This window comes from Micromonospora sp. Llam0, from assembly GCF_003751085.1.
Taxonomy (GTDB): Bacteria; Actinomycetota; Actinomycetes; order Mycobacteriales; family Micromonosporaceae; genus Micromonospora_E.
The window spans coordinates 1583735-1603258 of sequence record NZ_RJJY01000002.1 but is presented as its reverse complement, the minus strand read 5'-3'; the positions used below and the strand labels follow the sequence as shown (position 1 = coordinate 1603258).

Here is a 19524-nt window from a genome sequence, read left to right as displayed (position 1 = left end):
TCCCTGGCCCATGTCCATAGGCGTTGTGTGCGAGGTGGTGGGACGCATGACTGGCCCCGGCTCTCCGTCGCGGGACCACGAACTTCAGTTCTTCGAACTCCTGGCCCGGGAGGCGCCCGTCCTACAGTACGAGGAACTGGTGCAGCAGGCGCAGCGCGACGGCGTGGACCGGGCCGCGCTCGACCGGATCGTGACGGCCAAGCGGCTTGCCCTGCAGCTGCGGGAAACCGTCGGCCGGCGGTGCCGGCGCGGAGTCGAACTGGCTGCCCTCGTCGACACCGCCCGGGACCTCGCCGGGGCCTCGAACCTGGAGGCCGGGCTGCACCTGGTCGTCCGGCGGGCGCAACTGCTGCTCGCCATCGACGTGGCGTTCGTCAGCCTGGTCGACAAGGTGACCGGCGACTCCTACGTCGCGGCGGCTGTCGGCGCGGCCACCACGCTGAACAACGGCTTCCGGCTGCCCCGCCGGCACGGCCTGCTCGTCCCCGCCGGGGGTGGCGAGTCGATCTCCTGGACGGCCGACCACCTCGCCGACGAGCGGCTCGAACACCACCCGGTCACCGACGGCCTGATCCGCGCGGAGGGGCTGCACGCCGTCCTGTCGGTGGCCCTGTGCGTGGACGGCCGGCACCTCGGGGACCTGCACGTCGGCCACCGGCAGATCCGGCACTTCGCCCCGGACGAAGTTGCCGCCCTGCGCCTGCTCGCCGACCTCGCGGCGACCGCCGTGAACCGGATCAGCGTGCTCTGCGACACCTGGGCTGACCTCAAGCAGGCCCAGCAGGAGACCGCCCAGGCCCGCGCAGAGCTGAGCGCTGCCCGGGAGGTGGGCGGCCTGCAACCCGAACTGGTCCAGCTTGTCCTCGACGGCGCCGGACTGGACGGCCTGGCCGCCAACGCGGTACGCCGGCTGGGCGGGGCGTTGCAGGTCCGCGACCGGACCGGTGCCGTGCTGGCCGTGGTCGGTGAGCTTCCGTCGCCCGACGAGCGGGAACTGTCCCGCGCCCGGCTCGGCGCCCGCACCACCGGCCAGCCCGCCCGGCTGAGCACCGGCTCCTGGGTGGTGCCGGTGGTCGCCAGCGCCGACGACCTCGGCTGTGTGCTGTTCCACCCCGACGAGACGTTCGATGCCGAGCGGGTGGCGACCCTCCCGGCCGTCGCCCAGTCCGTCGCGCTGCTGCTGACCCAGACCGTCGGAATCCGGGGCCGTCCGGGCGACCAGCTCCTGGAGGACCTGCTGGGTCCCTGGCCGGAGCTGGACCGGGACGGCAAACCTGGGCGCCGGACCCGGGCCGACCTGGACCGTCCGTACGTGGTGGTGGTCGCCCGGCCCGAGGGCACCGCCCCCCCCGGCGTGGTCGAACGGGCGGTCTGCGTCGCGCACGGGCTGGACGGCATGAAGGCGATGCGCGACGGACACGCGGTGCTGCTGCTGCCCGGGGACGACCCGGGAGCCCGGGCCCGGGACGTCTCCCGCGAACTGGGAGGGCTGCTCGGCCTGCCGGTCACCGCCGGCGGGGCCGGCCCGGTGCGGACCGCCGACGCGGTCAGAGGCACCTACCAGGAGGCGGCCCGGTGCGTCGACGCCCTGGTCGCGCTGGACGCGACGGGACGGGCGGCCTGCTCGCGGGACTTGGGCTTCCTCGGGCTGCTGGTGGCCGACGGCCACGACGTTCCCGGCTTCGTCGACCGGGTCCTCGGGCCGGTGCTGAACTACGACGCCCGGCGGCTCGCGAACCTCGCCGAGACCCTGGAGGTCTACTTCGACTCGGGCGGCAGCCGAACCCGCGCGGCGGAGATGTTGCACGTCCACCCGAACACCGTCTCCCGACGGCTGGACCGCATCGCCCAGCTCCTCGGCAACGACTGGCAGAAACCGGACCGGGCCCTCGACACGCAGCTCGCCCTGCGCCTGCACCGGGTCCGGGACCTGCTCTGCGCAGAACGCTACGACTAGGCCCCGGCCCCGGCCCGGTGGGCGGCACCCGGGCGACCGGACGGGCCTACCGGCGCCTCATGGTGCCCCAGCATCCGCAGGGCGTGCGCCACGGACGCGAGGGTGACGTGCCGGTGCCAACCCGGATACGAGCGGCCCTCGAAGTCCCGCATTCCGACGTCGAGGCTGATGTCGGAGAAATCGGTCTCGACCCGGCGGGTGAGCCGGCTCAGCCGCAGCAGCGGGCCGTAGCCGGCACCGGTCATGTTGGTCAGCCACACCTGCCGCACCCCGCGCTCGTATGTCTGCCACGTGCCGAGCAGCGTCAGCGGTAGCCCGAGGGCGGCCGTCCGGGTCGACCCGGCAGCGGACCCGGCGTACGGGCCGGGCGGGCGGGCGTCGAGCGTACTCGGCCAGTACACCTGCAAGGGTGCCACCAGGCTGGTACGCCGGGACCCGGGGCTGGCCGGGTCGATCCATTCCACCGGGCGGCGCTGGGCCCGCGCCAGGCCGAGCAGGTGTTCGGCGGAGGCCGCCGAGACCCGGTTCTTGCTTTGGCCGACCCCGGCGGCCAGCAGAGTGCAGCCCCCGTTGACCCGCAGCAGGAACGGCAACCCCGCCGCGGTGAACGCCTCCACCAGCGGGGGCAGCGCCGAGTACCGGGCGTCCATTACCACCGGACGCGGCTCGATGCCCCAAGCTGCGGCCTTCAGCACCGCCTGAACCGCCGCTCCGTCGCCGGTCGTGCCGTCCTCGTCGTCGGGGACGGTGGCGCGGATCCGCGTCCGGTTGTCCTGGAGCCACCCTTTACTGATGGACAGCTGCCAGTTGACCGGCGCGGCGGCTGTCTCCGAGGCGAGCCAGAGCCCGTAGCTCTGCTGGCTGTTGACCGTCTCGCCGAGCGCCGGCGCGTACCGACGTTCCACCCCGACCGAGTGCCGGCCGGTCTTCGGCACCAACATCGATCGCACCACCCAGGACCGGGGCGCCAGCAGCCGGTCCAGATGGCGGGCGAGGGAGGCGCGGATGACCGTCCAGTCCCAGGTGGAGCAACTGATGAAGTGGTGCAGGCTCTGCGCCGCCGCCGGATCGTCGGTGCTCGCGGCCAGGTTGCGCATGGTCTTGCGGCCGGGCGAGGTCAGCAGGCCCCGGACGTACATCTCGCCCTTGCGCCGCTGGTCGACCCGGGGCAGCGAGGCCAGCAGGGTGCCGCACGCCCTGGACACCGTGTCCAGATCGGCCCGTCGCGCTCGGCTCTTCTCCCGGACGTCGGGCATCGGCACTCTCCTCCGGTTGCTGGTGGGACGATGCGCTGATCACGGCCAGGGCCCGGCCCTCGTCCCACGATCGCCCGGTGGCCCGGTGTTGCCCAGGTGCGTCGGAACCACACTTGACCGCCGACGGCGGTTGCGCACTGAACGTAGTTGGGTGTGCACCTGAACGTGTGGTCGATTGTGGTCCCGGCACCCGGTGACGCGACCACACCTCACGGCCCGGACCGCAGCGAAATGTGTGATCGGCGAACCTCGCATCCCGCGCCACTCTCCGGAAGCCTTCTAGGAGATCGGCAATCGTCGTGATGTGTGGCAGGTGCCGGTCCCGCCCCCCGGGTTCCAGCCCCCCGTCGGGGCCTACCGCGACCCGTCGCCCCACCGACCTGCTAAGGACCCCGATGACCTCCGCGCCGCACCACCCCCGGTACTCGGCGAGGGCTGACGCCCTGATGGACAACGCCGACGTCCGGCCGGGCACCGAGGAGGTCAACGGTGCGCAACTCGACCGGGACGACCGGGCCGCGCTGCGGCGGGTCGTCGGCCTGTCCACCGAGACGACCGACGTCACCGAGGTCGAGTACCGGCAGGTACGGCTGGAACGGGTGGTGCTGGTCGGGGTCTGGACCGCCGGCACGCTCGACGAGGCCGAACGGTCCCTGGCCGAGCTGGCGGCGCTGGCTGAGACGGCGGGGGCGATGGTGCTCGACGGGGTGATCCAGCGCCGCGGCCGGCCCGACCCGGGAACCTACCTCGGGTCCGGCAAGGCCCGGGAACTACGGGACATCGTCCGGGCGGCCGGCGCTGACACGGTGGTGTGCGACGGTGAACTCAGCCCCGCCCAGCTGGTACGCCTGGAGCAGGTCGTCGACGCGAAGGTGGTGGATCGCACCGCGTTGATCCTCGACGTCTTCGCTCAGCACGCCACGTCCCGCGAGGGCAAGGCGCAGGTGGCCCTGGCCCAGATGCAGTACATGCTGCCCCGGTTGCGCGGCTGGGGTCAGTCGCTCTCCCGGCAGATGGGCGGTGGTGGCGGCGGTGGCATGGCCACCAGGGGACCGGGTGAGACCAAGATCGAGACCGACCGGCGGCGGATCCACGAGAAGATGGCCCGGCTCCGCCGGGAGATCGCCGAGATGCGGACCGGCCGGGAACTCAAGCGCCAGGAGCGGCGGCGCAGCAGCATCCCGTCGGTCGCCATCGCCGGCTACACCAACGCCGGGAAATCCTCGCTGCTCAACCGGCTCACCGGGGCCGGCGTGCTGGTGCAGAACGCGCTCTTCGCCACCCTCGACCCGACCGTCCGCCGGGCCATCACCCCGGCCGGGCGGGCGTACACCATCACCGACACCGTCGGGTTCGTCCGCCACCTGCCGCACCACTTGGTGGAGGCGTTCCGCTCCACCCTGGAGGAGGTGGCCGAGGCCGACCTGCTGCTGCACGTCGTGGACGGCTCGCACCCCGCGCCGTTGGCGCAGCTCGCCGCAGTCCGCGCGGTCATCCGGGACGTCGACGCGGGCGACGTGCCGGAGCTCGTGGTGGTCAACAAAGCCGACGCGGCCAACCCGGCGGCTCTGGCCGCGCTGGCGGAGGCCGAGCCCCGGCACGTCGTCGTCTCGGCCCGTACCGGGCAGGGCGTCGACAGGCTCCGGGAGACCATCGGCACCGCGTTGCCGAATCCCGAGGTGCAGGTCCACGTCCTGATCCCGTACACCGCGGGTGGTCTCGTCGCACGGATCCACGCCTACGGCGAGGTGCTGGCGGAGGAGCACACCGCCGACGGCACCGTGCTCCGGGCCAGGGTGGCTGCCGACCTGGCCGCCGACCTCGACGAATACGCCAGGACCTGAGCCGGGCCGGGGGCGCCCGGGGCCGGACGCAGCCGTGAACCGCGGAAAGGAGGCAGGATCATGAAGCGCGATCTCGGGGACCTGGCGCTCTTCGGAGGGCACGCCAGTTTCCTCCAGCAGATCCACGTTGGGCGGCCCAACCGGATCGAACGGACGCGGTTCTTTGACCGCCTTTCCTGGGCGCTGGACAACCAGTGGCTGACCAACAACGGGCCGCTGGCGCGGGAGTTCGAGGAGCGGGTGGCCGACCTGGCCGGGGTCCGCAACTGCGTGGCCACCTGCAACGCGACCGTGGCCCTGCAACTGCTCGTGCACGCGGCGGAGCTGACCGGCGAGGCGATCATGCCGTCACTGACCTTCGCCGCGACCGCGCACGCGGTCCGGTGGCTCGGCCTGGAGCCGGTCTTCTGCGACATCGACCCGCGTACCGGGGGCATCGACCCAGCGGCGGTGGCCAGCGCCGTGACCCCCCGCACGTCGGGGATCTTCGGCGTCCACCTGTGGGGGCGCCCCTGCGACGTGGACGCGCTGGAGAAGCTGGCCGCCGACACCGGCCTGCGCCTGTTCTTCGACGCCGCCCACGCCATCGGCTGCACCTCGCAGGGACGGCCGTTGGGGAGCTTCGGCGACGCGGAGGTGTTCAGCTTCCACGCGACCAAGGTGGTCAACGCCTTCGAGGGCGGGGCGATCGTCACCGACGACGACGACCTGGCCCACCGGATCCGCAGCCTGGCGAACTTCGGATTCAATCTGCGGAGCCCCAGCACGGCCGGCGGCACCAACGCCAAGATGAGCGAGGCGTCCGCCGCCATGGGGCTCACCTCGCTCGACGCGTTCCCGGAGGTGGCCCGCCACAACCGGGACAACTACGAGCAGTACCGCGGCGAACTGGCCCGGGTGCCGGGCCTCAGCGTGATCGACATCGATCCCGACGAGCGGCACAACTACCAGTACGTGATCGTCGAGATCGACGAGGAGATCACCGGGCTCCCCCGAGACCTGCTCGTCGAGCTGCTGCGGGCCGAGAACGTCGTCGCGCAGCGCTACTTCTCCCCGCCGTGCCACCAGATCGAACCGTACCGGTCCCGGCAGGAGGTGGTGCACCTGCCGCATACCGAGCGCCTCTCGGCGCGGGTCGTGGCGCTGCCAACCGGTTCCATGATCTCCCGTGAGGACATCCGCAGGGTGTGCAACATCGTGCGGTTGGCGGCTACCCGGGGATCCGAACTGACCGCCCGGTGGCACCAGCAGTCCGGGGCCGGTGGACAGGGCGTGGTGCCGGCCGGCTGACCGGCCGGGACCGGATGAACGTGTGGGAGGGCCCATGACGGCAGAGATGTCCGTGACGAACTCCGCGATGCCCGGCAGCGATCTGACGGCGGTGGCGCAGGCACTGCACGAGGAGGTGGCGGGCACCGGGCTTGTGCCGCTGGCCGAGATCGGCCCGACCGCTCACCGGTTGGCGGCACTGGCGCGCATCTACGGGAACGCGCCCTTCGTGCCGCTCGAACAGGCGCGCCACGAACTCGGCGTGGACCGGGCCGGCTTCGAGCGGCTGCTGGAACTGTTCATCCGGATCCCGGCGCTGCGGGCCGCTGTCGAGAACGGCCCCTCGGGCCGCTACTGGACGAACACCGTGCTCAGCCTGGAAAGGGCGGGTGTCTTCGACGCCGTGCTCGCCAGAAAGCCGACGTTCCCGCATCTCGTCGGTCTCTACCCCGGGCCTACCTGCATGTTCCGCTGCCACTTCTGCGTCCGGGTCACCGGCGCCCGGTACCAGGCCTCCTCGCTGGCCGGCGGAAATGAGATGTTCGCGGCCGTCATCGACGAGGTTCCCGCCGGCAACCGCGACGCGATGTACGTCTCCGGCGGCCTGGAACCGCTCACCAACCCCGGACTGGGCGCCCTGGTCAGCCGGGCAGCCGGGCGGGGATTCCGGATCGTCCTCTACACCAACTCCTTCGCGCTGACCGAGCACAAGCTCAAGGGTGAGCAGGGCCTATGGGACCTGCACGCCGTCCGGACGTCGCTGTACGGGCTGACCGACGCGGAGTACCAGGCCACCACCGGCAAGCAGGGCTCGTTCACCCGGGTCCGGGACAACCTCGCGCGGTTCCAGCAGTTGCGCGCCGAGCGGGAGGCGCCGATCCGCCTCGGGCTCAGCTACATCGTCCTGCCCGGTCGCGCCGGGCGGCTGAGCGCGCTGGTCGACTTCATCGCCGAGCTCAACGAGGCGGCGCCGGATCGCCCGCTGGACTACATCAACCTGCGCGAGGACTACAGCGGCCGGCCGGACGGGAAGCTCTCCTCGGACGAGCGGGCCGAACTCCAGGACGAGCTGAACCGGTTCCGGGAGAAGGCGGCGCAGCGTACCCCGACGTTGCACGTCGACTACGGCTACGCCCTGCATAGCCTGATGATGGGCACCGACGTGCAACTGGTCCGGATCCGGCCGGAGACCATGCGGCCCACCGCGCACCCCCAGGTGTCGGTGCAGGTGGACCTGCTGGGTGACGTCTATCTCTATCGGGAGGCGGCCTTCCCCGGCCTGGCCGGCGCGGACCGCTACCGCATCGGCACGGTGCGGCCGGACACCACCCTCACCGAGGTGATGGAGACCTTCGTGACCAGCGGCGCGACGGTCACCCCCCAGGCGGACGACGAATACTTCCTGGACGGATTCGACCAGGCCGTGACCGCGCGGTTGAACCAGATGGAGACCGACATCGCTGACGGGTGGGGGGAACGACGCGGTTTTCTTCGCTGACCGAGATCGGCTGCGGCGCGGGCGACGAATGTGAAGAAACCGACGTACCCGGCGGTTGAGCCTCGTCCGGACCCACGTGTTCCGCAGAGTCGGGTATAGTGCCGGGCATGGGTATTGTGTGTTTCATCAGGTTCCGCCGCGCATAGCGGCGGACTATCGCTCTTCTCGATGAGCTCCGCCGCGTAACGGTTCACCGCCGGTGCGGAATTTCCAGCCGACCGGCTCCGAAACGATAATCGCGGAGCACGCACATGCCTTACCACGAGCACGTCGGACGACACGAGTTCGGCCAGAACTTCCTGGTGGACCGCTCGGTGATCACCAATCTGACCGACCTCGTCGCCCGGACCGAGGGCCCGATCGTCGAGATCGGAGCCGGCGACGGCGCCCTCACGCTTCCGCTGAGCCGGCAGGACAGGGAAGTGACCGCTGTGGAGATCGACCCCAAGCGCGCCAAGCGGTTGAGCAGGCAGACCCCGGAGAACGTCACCGTGATCTGTGCCGACATCCTGCGCTTCCGGTTTCCCCGGCACCCCCACGTGGTCGTCGGGAACGTCCCCTTCCACATGACTACCTCCATCATCCGGACCCTGCTCGCCGCCGACCACTGGCACGCGGCTGTGCTGCTGGTGCAGTGGGAGGTGGCCCGCCGACGGGCGGGTGTCGGCGGCGCGACGCTGCTGACCGCGAGCTGGTGGCCCTGGTACGACTTCGAGTTACACTCCCGGGTGCCGGCGCGAGCCTTCCGGCCGGTGCCCGCAGTGGACGGTGGACTGTTCACGATCGCCCGTCGGGAGACTCCGCTGGTGACCGACCGCAAGGGCTACCAGGACTTCGTCCGGACGGTCTTCACCGGTCGAGGACATGGCCTCGCGGAGATCGTCCAGCGGTCGGGGCGGATCAGCCGACCCGACCTGCAGGACTGGATGCGGGCCAACCGGGTGGGGCCGAACCTGCTCCCGAAGGACCTCGACGCCCACGAGTGGGCCTCCCTGTGGCAGCTGGCCGGCCCGGCCCGGCCCGGTGGCGGTGGCCGGCCCACGCCGCGCCGGCCACGGAACCCCGCCTCGACCCGTCGACTCTGACCGGTGATGGGGGCCGGTCCCGCCCCGGCCCCATCACCGCCTCATCAGGTCGTGGCGGGCGGCGTGATTTCGACACCCGGCTCCCACCAGCCGGGTGTCGGACCACTCGACAGTGTCCGCACCAGCTGGTAACGACTGGCCGGTGAGGCGAGACGCACCTTGTCGGCTCCGACGGACGTGTGGTGTGTCCGATGACGTGATGCCGTGTCGACGGTAGGTCCGCGGCGGCGGCCGGGTAGAACACCTACCTGCGGAGGCGGCTCAGCGGCGGCGGCCCGGCCCGCCGGACGACGACGCAGGCCTTCTGACGCGGCGTTTGGCGGGCTGCTGCTGGTTGGGCGCCGTGGCCTGTGGCGGGCGCCGCCGGTCGGCGAGGTTCCAGTGGTACCGCTCGTACAGTGCGATCCCGGCACAGACGGAGACGTTCAGCGATTCCGCGGCCGGGTCGATGGGGATCGACACCGAATGCTGGGAGATGCTCTCGAAGGAACGCGACGTGCCGGTCTTCTCGCTGCCGAGCAGCAGTGCTAGCTGCTCGTCCGCGTCACGTAGATCGCTGACCGCGAGATCGCCGTCGGCGTCGAAGGCGATCAGCGGAATACCGGTGCGCCGGAAGTAGCCGGTCGCCTCGGCCCGCGACGCGAGCACGATCGGCAGCGAGAATACGTAGCCCCGGCTGGCCCTGATCAGGCGCCGGTCCGCGATGGTGCTCAGGTCGCTGTCCACCAGCACGATGCCGCCGGCGCCGAGCGCGAACGACGTACGCACGATGGCCCCGATGTTGCCGACGATCTTCACCCCGTCCAAAACGACGAGGTCGCCGGTCGTACGGGACAGCTCGTCAAAGCTCCACGGCCTCGGAACCCGGGCTATCCCGAACGCCTTGGGCTTCTTGTCGGTCCGGAACAGGTCGTTCATGATCGGGGCCGCGACCAGGCGGACCGGGATTCCCTCCCGCCGGCATGCGGTGATCACCTCGTCGGGCAGCGGGCTGGTCTGCACCCCGTAGACCTCGATGAACTCCAGCCCGGCGTGAATCGCCTGCACCAGCGGCTCGGCGTCCTCGATCAGCACGGTCCGTACGACGGATCGCGAATGTTTGGTGACGTCGATGATCCGCTGGACAGCCGGATCCGACCGCTCGGTGATGACATCGAGTTCCGCCACGACAACGACCCTAACCCACACCGGGTGCGGCCCCGCCGCCGAGCGCCGGCACCGCACCGGGTTTGCCGCCCCGATCCGGGGGTACGCGCCGGGGATGCTGCCCCACTGACCGGGCGGGTCCACCCTCCCGCCCGGCCGAACCGTACGGGAGGTGTCCGATGAGCCAACCCCGCGACCAGATGCAGGAACGCGGCTGGGATCCGATCGGCAGTCTGCAGTCGCTCTGGTCGGAGCTGGGCCGGGTCTTCGGCGGCGACGCCGGCGTACCCGAGGTCGAGCTGCTGGACACCGACGACGGCTGGCGGGTGGTGGCCCGGCTGCCCGGCGTCGCGCCGGAAGAGGTGGCGGTCGAGATCGACGGCGCGGACCTGTGCCTGCGGGGCCGGTCCGAGCAGGAGGTCAACGTCGACAACGGGCTGCCGGACACCGGTTCGACCGAGCGCGGCTTCGAGTACCGGCTGTGCCTGCCCAGCGGGGTGGACGTGCACCGGATGGACGCGGTGATGGACCACGGGCTGCTCACCGTCACGATGCCCCGGGCCGAGCCGGGCGGCCGCCGGTCGATCACCGTGGGCCGGCCGCAGCATCAGCAGCCGACGGCCGGTTCGGCCGCCGCCCGACCCGGCCGGGCCGAACAGGTCCGGATCACCACGGGCGGCGCCGGGATCGCCGCCGAGGAGATCGATCCGGCCGCCGACCGGGAGATGCACCATCCGTACGCGGGTGAGACGGACATGCAGCGGCAGCAGGCCAGCACCGCCCGATGAACGCCGAACCGGCCCGGCCGGCCACGCTGGGCCTGACCGCCGACGCGGCCGGTGATCGGCTGGCGCCGGACGTGCACCGGATCGCGGTGCTGCGCGCCAACGCGCTCGGCGACTTCATTTTCGCCGTACCGGCGTTGACGGCGTTGCGGGCCGCGTACCCGCAGGCGGAGTTGGTGCTGCTCGGCGCGCCCTGGCACGCCCGCTGGCTGGACCCCCGGCCGGTGGCCGACCGGCCGGGCCCGGTGGACCGGGTGCTGGTGGTGCCGGCCGCCGACGGCATCCGGGCGGCCCAGCCCGACGACGAGCCGGTCACGATGGCCCAGTTCCTGGACCGGGCCCGGCGCGAGTCGTTCGACCTGGCGGTGCAGTTGCACGGCGGCGGACGTAACAGCAATCCGCTGGTCGCGGCGCTGGGTGCGCGGGTCACCGCCGGGCTGCGGGCGACCGACGCGCCGCCGCTGGACCGCTGGATCCGGTACGTCTACTACCAGCCGGAGGTGTTCCGCTACCTGGAGGTGGCCGGGCTGGTCGGCGCCGAACCGGTGACGCTGCAGCCCAAGGTGCCGGTGACCGGCGCCGACCGGGCTGAGGCGGACCGGGTGCTCGGCCCGGCCCGGCAGCCCCGGGCGGTGCTGCATCCGGGGGCCAGCGATCCGCGCCGCCGGTGGCCGGCGCAACGGTTCGCGGCGGTCGCCGACGCGCTCACCGACCGTGGCTTCGAGGTGCTGGTGACCGGCACCGGGCCGGAACGTGACGTGGTCGCCGAGGTCAGCGCGGCGACGGCCCGGCCGGTACGGACCGTGGTGGACGAGTTGAGCCTGGGCGGTCTGGCCGGGCTGCTGGCCGGCTGCGCGGTGCTGGTCGCCAACGACACCGGCCCGCTGCATCTGGCGGCGGCGGTCGGTACACCGACGGTCGGCATCTACTGGATCGGCAACCTGCTCAACGGTGCCCCGCCGGTACGCGGCCGGCACCGCCCGCTGGCCGCGTTCACCATCCACTGCCCGGTGTGCGGGATGAACGTGAGTACGGTCGGCTTCCCGGCCCGGGGCGGCGGGGACAGCTGCGGCCATCAGGAGTCGTTCGTGACCGACGTGCCGGTCGCCGAGGTGGTCGACGCGGTGCTGGAGCTGGCCCCTGCGGCATCCAGCACACCGGGCGGCGGGCACCGACGGTCCGCCCGGGTGCCGGCCGCCGTCAGGGCGGCGGGTCGCCCGGCCTGACCAGCTGGTGCCGGTAGGCGAACACCACCAGCTGCGCCCGGTCCCGGGCGGCCAGCTTGATCATCGTACGATTGATGTGGGTCTTGACCGTCAGCGGCGACAGATGCAGCCGCTCGGCGATGTCAGTGTTGGACAGTCCGTGCGCGACCAGCAGCAGGATCTCCTTTTCCCGGTCGGTGACCAGGTCGAGCTCCGGTGGCCGCCGGACCGGCGGTTGGAGGTCCCGGATCAGCCGGCTGACCAGTCCGCGGGTGGCCCGGGGCGACAGCAGCGCCTCGCCGTCGGCGACCACCCGGATGGCGTTGACCAGGTCACCGGGGGCCACGTTCTTGCCCAGGAATCCGCTCGCCCCGGCCTGGAGGGCGTGGATCACGTTGTCGTCGTTGTCGAACGTCGTGAGCACCAGCACCCGGACACCGGCGAGGCGCTCGTCGGCGCCGATGCGTCGGGTCGCCTCGATGCCGTCGACCCGTGGCATCCGGATGTCCATCAGGACGACGTCGACCCGGTGGCGGTGGCACAGCTCGACGGCCTCAGCGCCGTCGGCGGCCTCACCGACGACCTCCAGCCCTGGCGCGGCGTCCACGATCATCCGGAACCCGGCGCGGATGAGTGCCTGATCGTCGGCGAGCAGAACCCGGATGGTCACGTCACCTCTCCTCGATGGTGCCGGTCCTCGGTAGCTCCGGCGGGAGCGGGCGCCGGCCGTGGCCGGTCCGGCGGGTTGAGCCGGTCGACCGCGCGGTCGTCGGTGGGCAGTTCGGCGCGTACCCGGAACCGGCCGTCGCCGGTCGGTCCGACGGTGATCGTGCCGTTCGCGGCGGTGGCACGCTCCCGCATGCCGAGCAGCCCGAACCCGGTACCCCGACCGGCACCGGACCCGGTACCCCGACCGGATCCGGCGGTGACCCGGTTGGTGACCTCGACGCGGACCGTGTCGACGGCGTATTCGAGGTCGAGGGTGGCGCCGCCGTCGCCGTACCGGTGGGCGTTGGTCAACGCCTCCTGCACGATGCGGTACGCGGCCAGGTCGACCACGGCCGGCAGCGGCCGGGGCTCGCCGCGCTGTCGATGCCGTACGGCGAACCCGGTGGCCGCCATCCCGGCCAGCAGGTCCGGCACCCGTTCCAGGCCCGGCGCCGGTTCGGCGTCGCGTACCTCGTCCGGGTCGCGGAGCACGCTGATCACCGACTTGATCTCCGCCAGGACGGTGTCGGCGGCGGTACGGATGTGCCCGAGCACCGGCCACACCTGGTCCGGCTGGTGGCGCAGCACATGGTCGGCGGCCCCGGCGTGCACACTGATCACCGCGATGTGGTGGGCGACGACGTCGTGCAGCTCGCGGGCGATGCGCAGCCGCTCGTCGACCACCCGGCGGCGGGCCTCCTCCTCCCGGGACAGCTCTGCCTGCCGGGCCCGTTCGGTGACCTCGGCGACGTACGCCCGGCGCATCCGGACCGAGTCGCCCACCCCGGCGCCGCCGAAGATGATCGCCGCCACCGTCAGCTGCTCGGCGTTCCACCAGTCGAGCAGGTAGACGGCCGAGCCGGTGGCCATCAGTGCAGCCCAGACGAGCCCGGCGTAGAACCACGGTCGGCGACGTGGGCTGTACAGCACGGCCGAGTAGGTCAGCAGCCCGACGGTGATGAACAGCCCGTCCGGTGGGCGACCCAGCGCGATGGCGACCATGGCGAGCCCGGTGGCGACCGTCAGCACCGGCACCGGCCACCGCCGGCGGATCAGGGCCAGCGCGGCGCACAGCACCGCCAGCACCGTCATCGCCGGGTGCGTCGCGGTGACGCCGACGAAAAGCACGGACAGCACCCCGGTCGTGGTCAGCACCACGTCGCCCAGCAGGCCACGGTAGCGGTCGTAGGGCAGGAAACTCCGTCGACTGCTCACCGCGTACACGGTCACGACGGTAGAACGCCGGGCCGGTCCCCATCGACCTGTTCCCGCAGTACCGGCGGTCTCGCGGCTACCGCATCCGCGGTACGCGGCCGCCTGCCCCTGCCGGACGACGCACCCGCCCGCCCGCCGCGATCGTGTAACCACCCCTGAATCCGGGGTTCCACCAGCAACGGAGGACGTTCGTGGCGACCTTGTTCTACCGGCTCGGGCGGGCGAGTTTCCGGCACCGCCGACTGACCCTCGTCATCTGGATGGTGCTGCTCGCCTCGTTCGGGCTCGGCGCGGCCAAACTGTCCGGGCCGACCAGCGACGCCCTGTCCCTGCCCGGCTCGGAGTCGTGGCGGGCGATGGAAGTGCTGGGCGAGGAGTTCGGCACCGGCACCACCGCCTCGGTGAAGGTGGTGTTCACCGCGCCGGACGACGCGACGTTGGCCGGCCCCGACGAGCAGACGGCCGTGCGGGCCACGGTCGCCGAGCTGCGGCGACTACCGCAGGTCGCGACGGTCGACGACCCGTACGAGGCGCAGGCGATCGCGCCGGACGGCCGGACCGGCTACGCGGACGTCTCCTACGCGGTGGGCGAGCACGAGGTGACCGCCGAGTCCCGGGCGGCGCTGCTCGCCGCCGGCGACACCGCCCGGCGGGCCGGCGTCGGAGTCGAGTACTCCGGCGACGTGGTCACCGAGGCCGAGGAGGGCGCCGCCGCCGAGGCGCTCGGCCTGGCGGTGGCCGCCGTCGTCCTGCTGATCACCTTCGGTTCGCTCGCCGCCGCCGGCCTGCCGCTACTGACCGCGCTCCTCGGAGTCGCGGTCGGCCTGCTCGGCATCGGGATCGCCGCCGGCTTCCTCGACCTCACCTCGAACACCTCCGCCCTGACCACCATGCTGGGCCTGGCCGTCGGGATCGACTACGCCCTCTTCGTCATCTCGCGCTACCGGCACGAGCTCACCGCCGACCGCGACCCGGCGCAGCCGCCGGGCCGTGACGGCGAGGAGGCTGCCGGCCGGGCCGTCGGCACCGCCGGGTCCGCCGTCGTCTTCGCCGGCCTGACCGTGATCATCGCGTTGACCGCGCTCGCCGTGGTCCGGATTCCGTTCCTGACCGCGATGGGAATCGCCGCCGCCGGCACCGTCGCCGTCGCGGTGCTGATCAGCCTGACCCTGCTGCCGGCCCTGCTCGGCTTCGCCGGCCACCGGGTCCTGCCCAGGGCCCAGCGGAGCCGGTCGAGGGGCCGCCGGGACGGCACCGACAAGCCGGCCGGCCGGGCCGGCCGGGTCCAGCCGGCCCGGACCCCGTTCGGCGAACGCTGGGCCCGGGGCGTGGTCCGGCACCGCGTCCCGGCGCTGGTCCTGTCGGTCGTCGCGGCCGGCATCGCCGCGATTCCCGCGCTCGACCTGACGCTTGCGTTGCCCGACGCCGGCACCGCCGCTCCCGAGTCGACCCAACGCAAGGCGTACGACCAGCTCGCCGCCGGTTTCGGGGCCGGCATCAACGGTCCGCTGCTCGTGGTCGTGGAGACCGCCCCCGGAGCCGCCACGGCCGCCGCCGAACAGGCCCGGCAGTACGTCGCCGGCCTCGACGACGTCGTGGCGGTCACCCCGGCGGCGGCGAATCCGACCGACGACACCGCCATCCTCCAGGTCGTTCCCGCGCACGGGCCGACCAGCGAGGACACCAAGCAGCTGGTCCGCGCGATCCGTGCCCACCAGGCGGACTTCGGCGCGGCCGGCGCCGGCGCGGCGCTGTCCGTCACCGGGCGGGCCGCGATCGACCTGGACGTGTCGGAGCAGATCGACGACGCGCTGCTGCCGTACCTGGCCGTCGTGGTCGGTTTCGCGCTCGTCCTGCTGATGCTGGTGTTCCGCAGCGTCCTGGTGCCGGTCAAGGCGGCGGCGGGCTTCCTGCTGTCGGTGGCCGCTTCGTTCGGCGCGCTGGTCTTCGTGTTCCAGCAGGGCCACTTCGCCGACCTGTTCGGCATCGCCGCGACCGGTCCGGTCGTCAGTTTCATCCCGATCTTCCTTGTCGGCATCCTGTTCGGCCTGGCCATGGACTACGAGGTGTTCCTGGTCTCCCGGGTCCGGGAGGAGTACGTGCACGGTGCCGCCCCGGACGACGCGGTGGTCGCCGGCATGCGGCACAGCGCCCGGGTGGTCACCGCCGCCGCGCTGATCATGATCAGCGTCTTCGCCGGCTTCATCCTCGCCGAGGACAGTGTGGTCAAGTCGCTCGGGTTCGCGCTCGCCTTCGGCGTCGCCGTCGACGCGCTGCTGGTCCGGATGACCATCGTCCCGGCGGTGCTGTCGCTGCTCGGCCGGCCCGGGTGGTGGCTGCCGAGGTGGCTCGACCGGATTCTGCCGAACGTCGACGTCGAAGGTGAGCGGCTCACCCGGCGGCTGGCGTCAGCCGGCACCAGCGGCGCGCACCTGGACCGGCGGGGGGAACAACTCCCGGACGTCGTCGGGCAACGGTAGCTGCACCCGGTACAGCACCCCGGCCGGGCAGTAGCCGGCGATGCGGTCCAACGCGGTCCGCACCCCGTCGCGTACCGCCCGGTCGTCGGTGTCGTACCGGCCGGTCCGGCGGCGGACCCGCCGGACCAGCTCGGCGGCGTCGAACCGCTCCGGCCGGTGGTTCGGGTCCGTCCGGTGCTCCGGGTCCGGGCGGGCCGCCATCGCCAGCAGCGGCGGCAGCGCGTCGACCAGCAGCGCCGCCTCGCCGTCGGGCAGCAGTTCGACGAGGGTACGCAGCACCGCCACGTCCAACTGCCAGATCGTGGTGGTCGGGCGGGCCAGCCGTACCGTCACGGTCCGACCTCCTGCCGCTCGTGCCGTGACCCGCTGTCGGCCGCCGCCGGGGCGTACCCGGCCGCGTCCTCCTCGTCGAGCAGCAGCTGCCAGCATTCGACCCGTCGGTCGGTGACCGTCGTCGGCGACTCCAGGTGGAACGCGCCGCTGGGCACGATGCCGGCACCGCCGTAGCGGCTGAGCACCGCCAGCTGGGCGGCGACGTCCTCGCCCTGGTGGTCGACCGGCATCCGACGCCAGAAGTCGAAACCGCCGGCGGCGACCAGCTTGGCCCGGTCGAACAGCACGCACCCGCCGATCCAGGACACCCGGTACGCCCGCCACTGACCCTCGCCCAGCTGAAGCCGCTCGGTGACGTGCAGCAGGTTGGCGGCCGAGTGCAGCCGGGCCCGGGACCACTGCGGCGTGCCGGGGCGGATCCGCTCCGGCTCCGGCCGGCCGTTCCATTCGACGTACCCGTCGTGGTCCTGCGGCCGTACGTCATCCAGGTAGGACAATCCGTGTACGGCGTTGCCGACGAAGCCGCAGCGCAGTTCGGCGATCGCGGTGACCAGTCGGTCGATGGTGCCGGGGGCGAGCCAGACGTCGTCGTCGAGCATCAGCACCAGCCGGGCGGCGGAGAGGCTGAGCAGGTACGCCCGGTGCTCGGCCAGCCCGCGCCGGGGCAGCCGCCGGGTGAGCAGCACCGGGTGACCGGTGTGCCGCAGCGCCCGCACCATGGTGGCGGCGGCCGGGTCGGCCCACGCCGGTCCGCCGTCGGACTGGTCGCTGACCACTATCCCGAACCCGTCGGGGGCGTCCTGAGCGGCGAGCCCGGCGAGGGTGGCGGCCAGCTCGGCGGGTCGGTTGCGGGTCGGGACGAGTACGTCGAGCAGCCGGTTGCGGCGGAACTCGACCGGGTCCCCGGGCGGCAACGGTCGACTCATCGGGCTCCTTCCGGGTGTGCTTCGGGTTCCGGGCGTGCGTCGGGCCGGCCGGTCGGGACAGCCGCCGACCGGATCCGGTCGATGACCGCCGAGGTGGACCGGTCCGCGACGTAGCCGAGGATGTGCACCGCTCCGCCGAGCCGGCGGACCAGTGGCGCTTCGGGCACCATGTCCGGTGGGTAGTCGCCGCCCTTGACGTAGACGTCCGGCCGGATCTGCTCGATCAGCCCGGCCGGGGAGTCCTCCTCGAAGACCACCACGTGGTCGACGCTGGTCAGCGCGGTGAGCACGGCGACCCGGTCCTCGACCGGGTTGACCGGCCGGTCCGGCCCTTTCAGCCGCCGCACGCTGTGGTCCGAGTTGACGGCGACGATCAGCAGGTTACCGAGGGCGGCGGCCTCCGCCAGGTAGCCGACGTGGCCGCGGTGCAGCACGTCGAAGCAGCCGTTGGTGAAGACGATCCGGGCTCCGGCGGCACGCTGTACGCGTACCTGCTCGACGAGGTCGGCCGGGTCGGTGCCGGCGGCCGGGGTCGGAGCCGAGGTGGCGACCCGCCGGCCGCCGCCCGAGGCCGCGTCCGGGATCGCGTCGGCCAGCGTGTCGCGGTGGCAGACGCAGGTGCCGCAGTCGTGCACGGTCAGCGCGGCGGCGAGCTGGGCCAGTTCGGCGGCGACCGGCAGGGTCGCACCGGCGACCACGGACAGGGTGAGTGCGGCGAGATAGGTGTCGCCGGCGCCGACCGCCCGGCTGGCCGCGACCGGTTCGGTACGGCAGTGGTGCGCCGCGCCGCTGCGGTCGCCGACCACCGAGCCGTCGGCGTCCAGGGTCACCGCCACCAGGTCCGCCCCGGTGGCGGCGTGCAGCCGGGGCAGCAGCCGCCGGGCGGCGGCGACCCGGTCGCGGTCCGGCGTGGGTTCGCCGACGGCCGGTGCGGCCTCGGCGATGCTGGGCGTGATCAGCGTCGGCCGCAGTCCGGCCCACCGGGTGAGGTCGTGGGCGTCGAGGGCGACGGTGCCGTACCGGTCCCGGTGCCGGATCAGCCACTGCCGGATCCGGTCGGGCAGCGCACCGAGCCCGTAGTCGCAGATGACCAGGTCGGGCCGTACCACGTCGGGATTCGCCCCGGTGCCGTCGACATCCGGCTCGGCTGGGCCGAGCCGGATCTCCTCGGTGCTGGCGACGAGCGCGGCGAGCAGTCGTTCGACCTGTTCGGCGGGGAGTGGACCGGCGGGCCCGCCGTCGTCCTCACGGAGCAGGATCTGGTCGGCGGCGAGCAGCCGACGTTTCACCGGGGTACGGGTGCCCGGCTGGGCGACCATCCGGTCCTGCACACCGGCCCGGTGCAGGCAGCGCGCCACCTGGTCGCCGACCTGGTCGACGCCGATCGGGGCGACCAGCAGCGGACGGGCGCCGAGCGCGGCGAGGTTGACCGCGGTGTTCGCGGCACCGCCGGCGGCGACCTGCCGCCGGTCCAGGCTGAGCACCGGGGCGGGTGCCTCCCGGCAGAGCCGGGTGGAGGTGGCGAACCGCCATTCGTCGAGCATCGCGTCCCCGACGACCAGGATCCGGCGCCCGGACCACCGTTCGACGAGGCCGGTGGGACCGGCGCCGCCAGGCGGCCCGGCGGGGCCGGCCGGGCCGGTGCGGTGCCGCTGGTCGTTGGACGAGGGCCGCATGGGGCAGCGGGTGCCCGGGACGGGCACGGTCAAACGTGCGGGTCGGTACATGTCGGGGATCACAGATAAATCGGTTGGCTTTCCGCCCCGGCATGGCAGAATGCTTGTAGCAAGCAACTATCGAATGGGGTGAGATCGGCG

The 19524-nt window shown here is 72.7% G+C and carries 15 protein-coding genes; 8 read left to right on the top strand and 7 right to left on the bottom strand.

Annotated elements, in window-relative coordinates; all coding sequences use genetic code 11:
* Window positions 1-46 precede the first annotated feature (46 nt).
* Window positions 47-1957 (top strand): helix-turn-helix domain-containing protein, encoded by a 1911-nt coding sequence (locus EDC02_RS34695; RefSeq protein WP_123606375.1) that lies wholly within the window; start codon window positions 47-49, stop codon window positions 1955-1957.
* On the opposite strand, the gene EDC02_RS34690 is transcribed toward EDC02_RS34695, so the two are convergent.
* A complete protein-coding gene (locus EDC02_RS34690) occupies window positions 1954-3213 on the bottom strand; it encodes a transposase (protein ID WP_123606374.1) in 1260 nt (419 codons plus the stop codon). The two genes, EDC02_RS34695 and EDC02_RS34690, sit on opposite strands and share 4 nt — an antisense overlap.
* 446 nt (window positions 3214-3659) lie before the next feature.
* Here EDC02_RS34690 and hflX point away from each other — a divergent pair, with 446 nt between their 5' ends.
* From hflX to erm, 4 genes are all read left to right on the top strand, one after another.
* Entirely contained in the window at window positions 3660-5057 is a 1398-nt protein-coding gene (hflX, locus tag EDC02_RS34685; protein ID WP_199758113.1) for a GTPase HflX, read from the top strand.
* Between the two features lie 60 nt (window positions 5058-5117).
* Window positions 5118-6347 (top strand): dTDP-4-dehydro-6-deoxyglucose aminotransferase, encoded by a 1230-nt coding sequence (locus EDC02_RS34680; protein ID WP_123606372.1) that lies wholly within the window; start codon window positions 5118-5120, stop codon window positions 6345-6347.
* Between the two features lie 46 nt (window positions 6348-6393).
* The gene (gene desII / locus EDC02_RS34675; protein WP_233606593.1) at window positions 6394-7824 is read left to right on the top strand and encodes a dTDP-4-amino-4,6-dideoxy-D-glucose ammonia-lyase; all 1431 of its coding nucleotides are present in this window, start codon (window positions 6394-6396) and stop codon (window positions 7822-7824) included.
* 251 nt (window positions 7825-8075) lie between these two features.
* The gene (gene erm / locus EDC02_RS34670) at window positions 8076-8909 is read left to right on the top strand and encodes a 23S ribosomal RNA methyltransferase Erm (protein WP_123606370.1); all 834 of its coding nucleotides are present in this window, start codon (window positions 8076-8078) and stop codon (window positions 8907-8909) included.
* Window positions 8910-9170: 261 nt separating this feature from the next.
* On the opposite strand, the gene nshR is transcribed toward erm, so the two are convergent.
* Window positions 9171-10076 (bottom strand): NshR/TsnR family 23S rRNA methyltransferase, encoded by a 906-nt coding sequence (nshR, locus tag EDC02_RS34665; protein WP_123606369.1) that lies wholly within the window; start codon window positions 10074-10076, stop codon window positions 9171-9173.
* A gap of 158 nt (window positions 10077-10234) precedes the next feature.
* On the opposite strand from nshR, the gene EDC02_RS34660 reads away from it, so the two are divergent.
* Complete coding sequence (locus tag EDC02_RS34660; protein WP_123606368.1) at window positions 10235-10843, top strand: Hsp20/alpha crystallin family protein; 609 nt, start codon at window positions 10235-10237, stop codon at window positions 10841-10843.
* On the top strand, window positions 10840-12066 hold the full coding sequence (locus EDC02_RS34655; RefSeq protein WP_123606367.1) for a glycosyltransferase family 9 protein: 1227 nt from the start codon (window positions 10840-10842) through the stop codon (window positions 12064-12066). Before EDC02_RS34660 ends, EDC02_RS34655 begins: the two co-directional genes overlap by 4 nt.
* On the opposite strand, the gene EDC02_RS34650 is transcribed toward EDC02_RS34655, so the two are convergent.
* Together EDC02_RS34650 and EDC02_RS34645 are read right to left on the bottom strand one after the other, a co-directional pair.
* Window positions 12041-12715 (bottom strand): response regulator transcription factor, encoded by a 675-nt coding sequence (locus tag EDC02_RS34650; protein ID WP_123606366.1) that lies wholly within the window; start codon window positions 12713-12715, stop codon window positions 12041-12043. The two genes, EDC02_RS34655 and EDC02_RS34650, sit on opposite strands and share 26 nt — an antisense overlap.
* Window positions 12712-13968 carry a sensor histidine kinase gene (locus EDC02_RS34645; RefSeq protein ID WP_148083759.1) on the bottom strand — a complete coding sequence of 419 codons (1257 nt, stop codon included), beginning with the start codon at window positions 13966-13968 and terminating at the stop codon, window positions 12712-12714. The genes EDC02_RS34650 and EDC02_RS34645 overlap by 4 nt, the downstream gene beginning before the upstream one ends.
* A 191-nt stretch (window positions 13969-14159) precedes the next feature.
* On the opposite strand from EDC02_RS34645, the gene EDC02_RS34640 reads away from it, so the two are divergent.
* Window positions 14160-16448, top strand: coding sequence for an MMPL family transporter (locus EDC02_RS34640; protein ID WP_123606364.1), 2289 nt, complete (start codon window positions 14160-14162; stop codon window positions 16446-16448).
* On the opposite strand, the gene EDC02_RS34635 is transcribed toward EDC02_RS34640, so the two are convergent.
* Genes EDC02_RS34635 through rfaE2 form a run of 3 tightly spaced genes read right to left on the bottom strand, consistent with a single transcriptional unit; the run spans window position 16377 to window position 19383 of the window.
* Window positions 16377-16781: a DUF2267 domain-containing protein gene (locus EDC02_RS34635; RefSeq protein ID WP_158632412.1), complete on the bottom strand. Its 405-nt coding sequence runs from the start codon at window positions 16779-16781 to the stop codon at window positions 16377-16379. The genes EDC02_RS34640 and EDC02_RS34635 overlap by 72 nt on opposite strands.
* Window positions 16778-17707: a glycosyltransferase family 2 protein gene (locus EDC02_RS34630; protein WP_123606362.1), complete on the bottom strand. Its 930-nt coding sequence runs from the start codon at window positions 17705-17707 to the stop codon at window positions 16778-16780. Before EDC02_RS34630 ends, EDC02_RS34635 begins: the two co-directional genes overlap by 4 nt.
* A complete protein-coding gene (gene rfaE2 / locus EDC02_RS34625; RefSeq protein WP_123606361.1) occupies window positions 17704-19383 on the bottom strand; it encodes a D-glycero-beta-D-manno-heptose 1-phosphate adenylyltransferase in 1680 nt (559 codons plus the stop codon). Before rfaE2 ends, EDC02_RS34630 begins: the two co-directional genes overlap by 4 nt.
* Window positions 19384-19524 lie beyond the last annotated feature (141 nt).

Coding starts and splice junctions, on each gene's coding strand:
- EDC02_RS34695 (WP_123606375.1), top strand. CDS start 47: ATGACTGGCCCCGGCTCTCCGTCGCGGGACCACGAACTTCAGTTCTTC.
- EDC02_RS34690 (WP_123606374.1), bottom strand. CDS start 3,213: ATGCCCGACGTCCGGGAGAAGAGCCGAGCGCGACGGGCCGATCTGGAC.
- hflX (WP_199758113.1), top strand. CDS start 3,660: ATGGACAACGCCGACGTCCGGCCGGGCACCGAGGAGGTCAACGGTGCG.
- EDC02_RS34680 (WP_123606372.1), top strand. CDS start 5,118: ATGAAGCGCGATCTCGGGGACCTGGCGCTCTTCGGAGGGCACGCCAGT.
- desII (WP_233606593.1), top strand. CDS start 6,394: ATGTCCGTGACGAACTCCGCGATGCCCGGCAGCGATCTGACGGCGGTG.
- erm (WP_123606370.1), top strand. CDS start 8,076: ATGCCTTACCACGAGCACGTCGGACGACACGAGTTCGGCCAGAACTTC.
- EDC02_RS34660 (WP_123606368.1), top strand. CDS start 10,235: ATGAGCCAACCCCGCGACCAGATGCAGGAACGCGGCTGGGATCCGATC.
- EDC02_RS34655 (WP_123606367.1), top strand. CDS start 10,840: ATGAACGCCGAACCGGCCCGGCCGGCCACGCTGGGCCTGACCGCCGAC.
- EDC02_RS34630 (WP_123606362.1), bottom strand. CDS start 17,707: ATGAGTCGACCGTTGCCGCCCGGGGACCCGGTCGAGTTCCGCCGCAAC.
- rfaE2 (WP_123606361.1), bottom strand. CDS start 19,383: ATGCGGCCCTCGTCCAACGACCAGCGGCACCGCACCGGCCCGGCCGGC.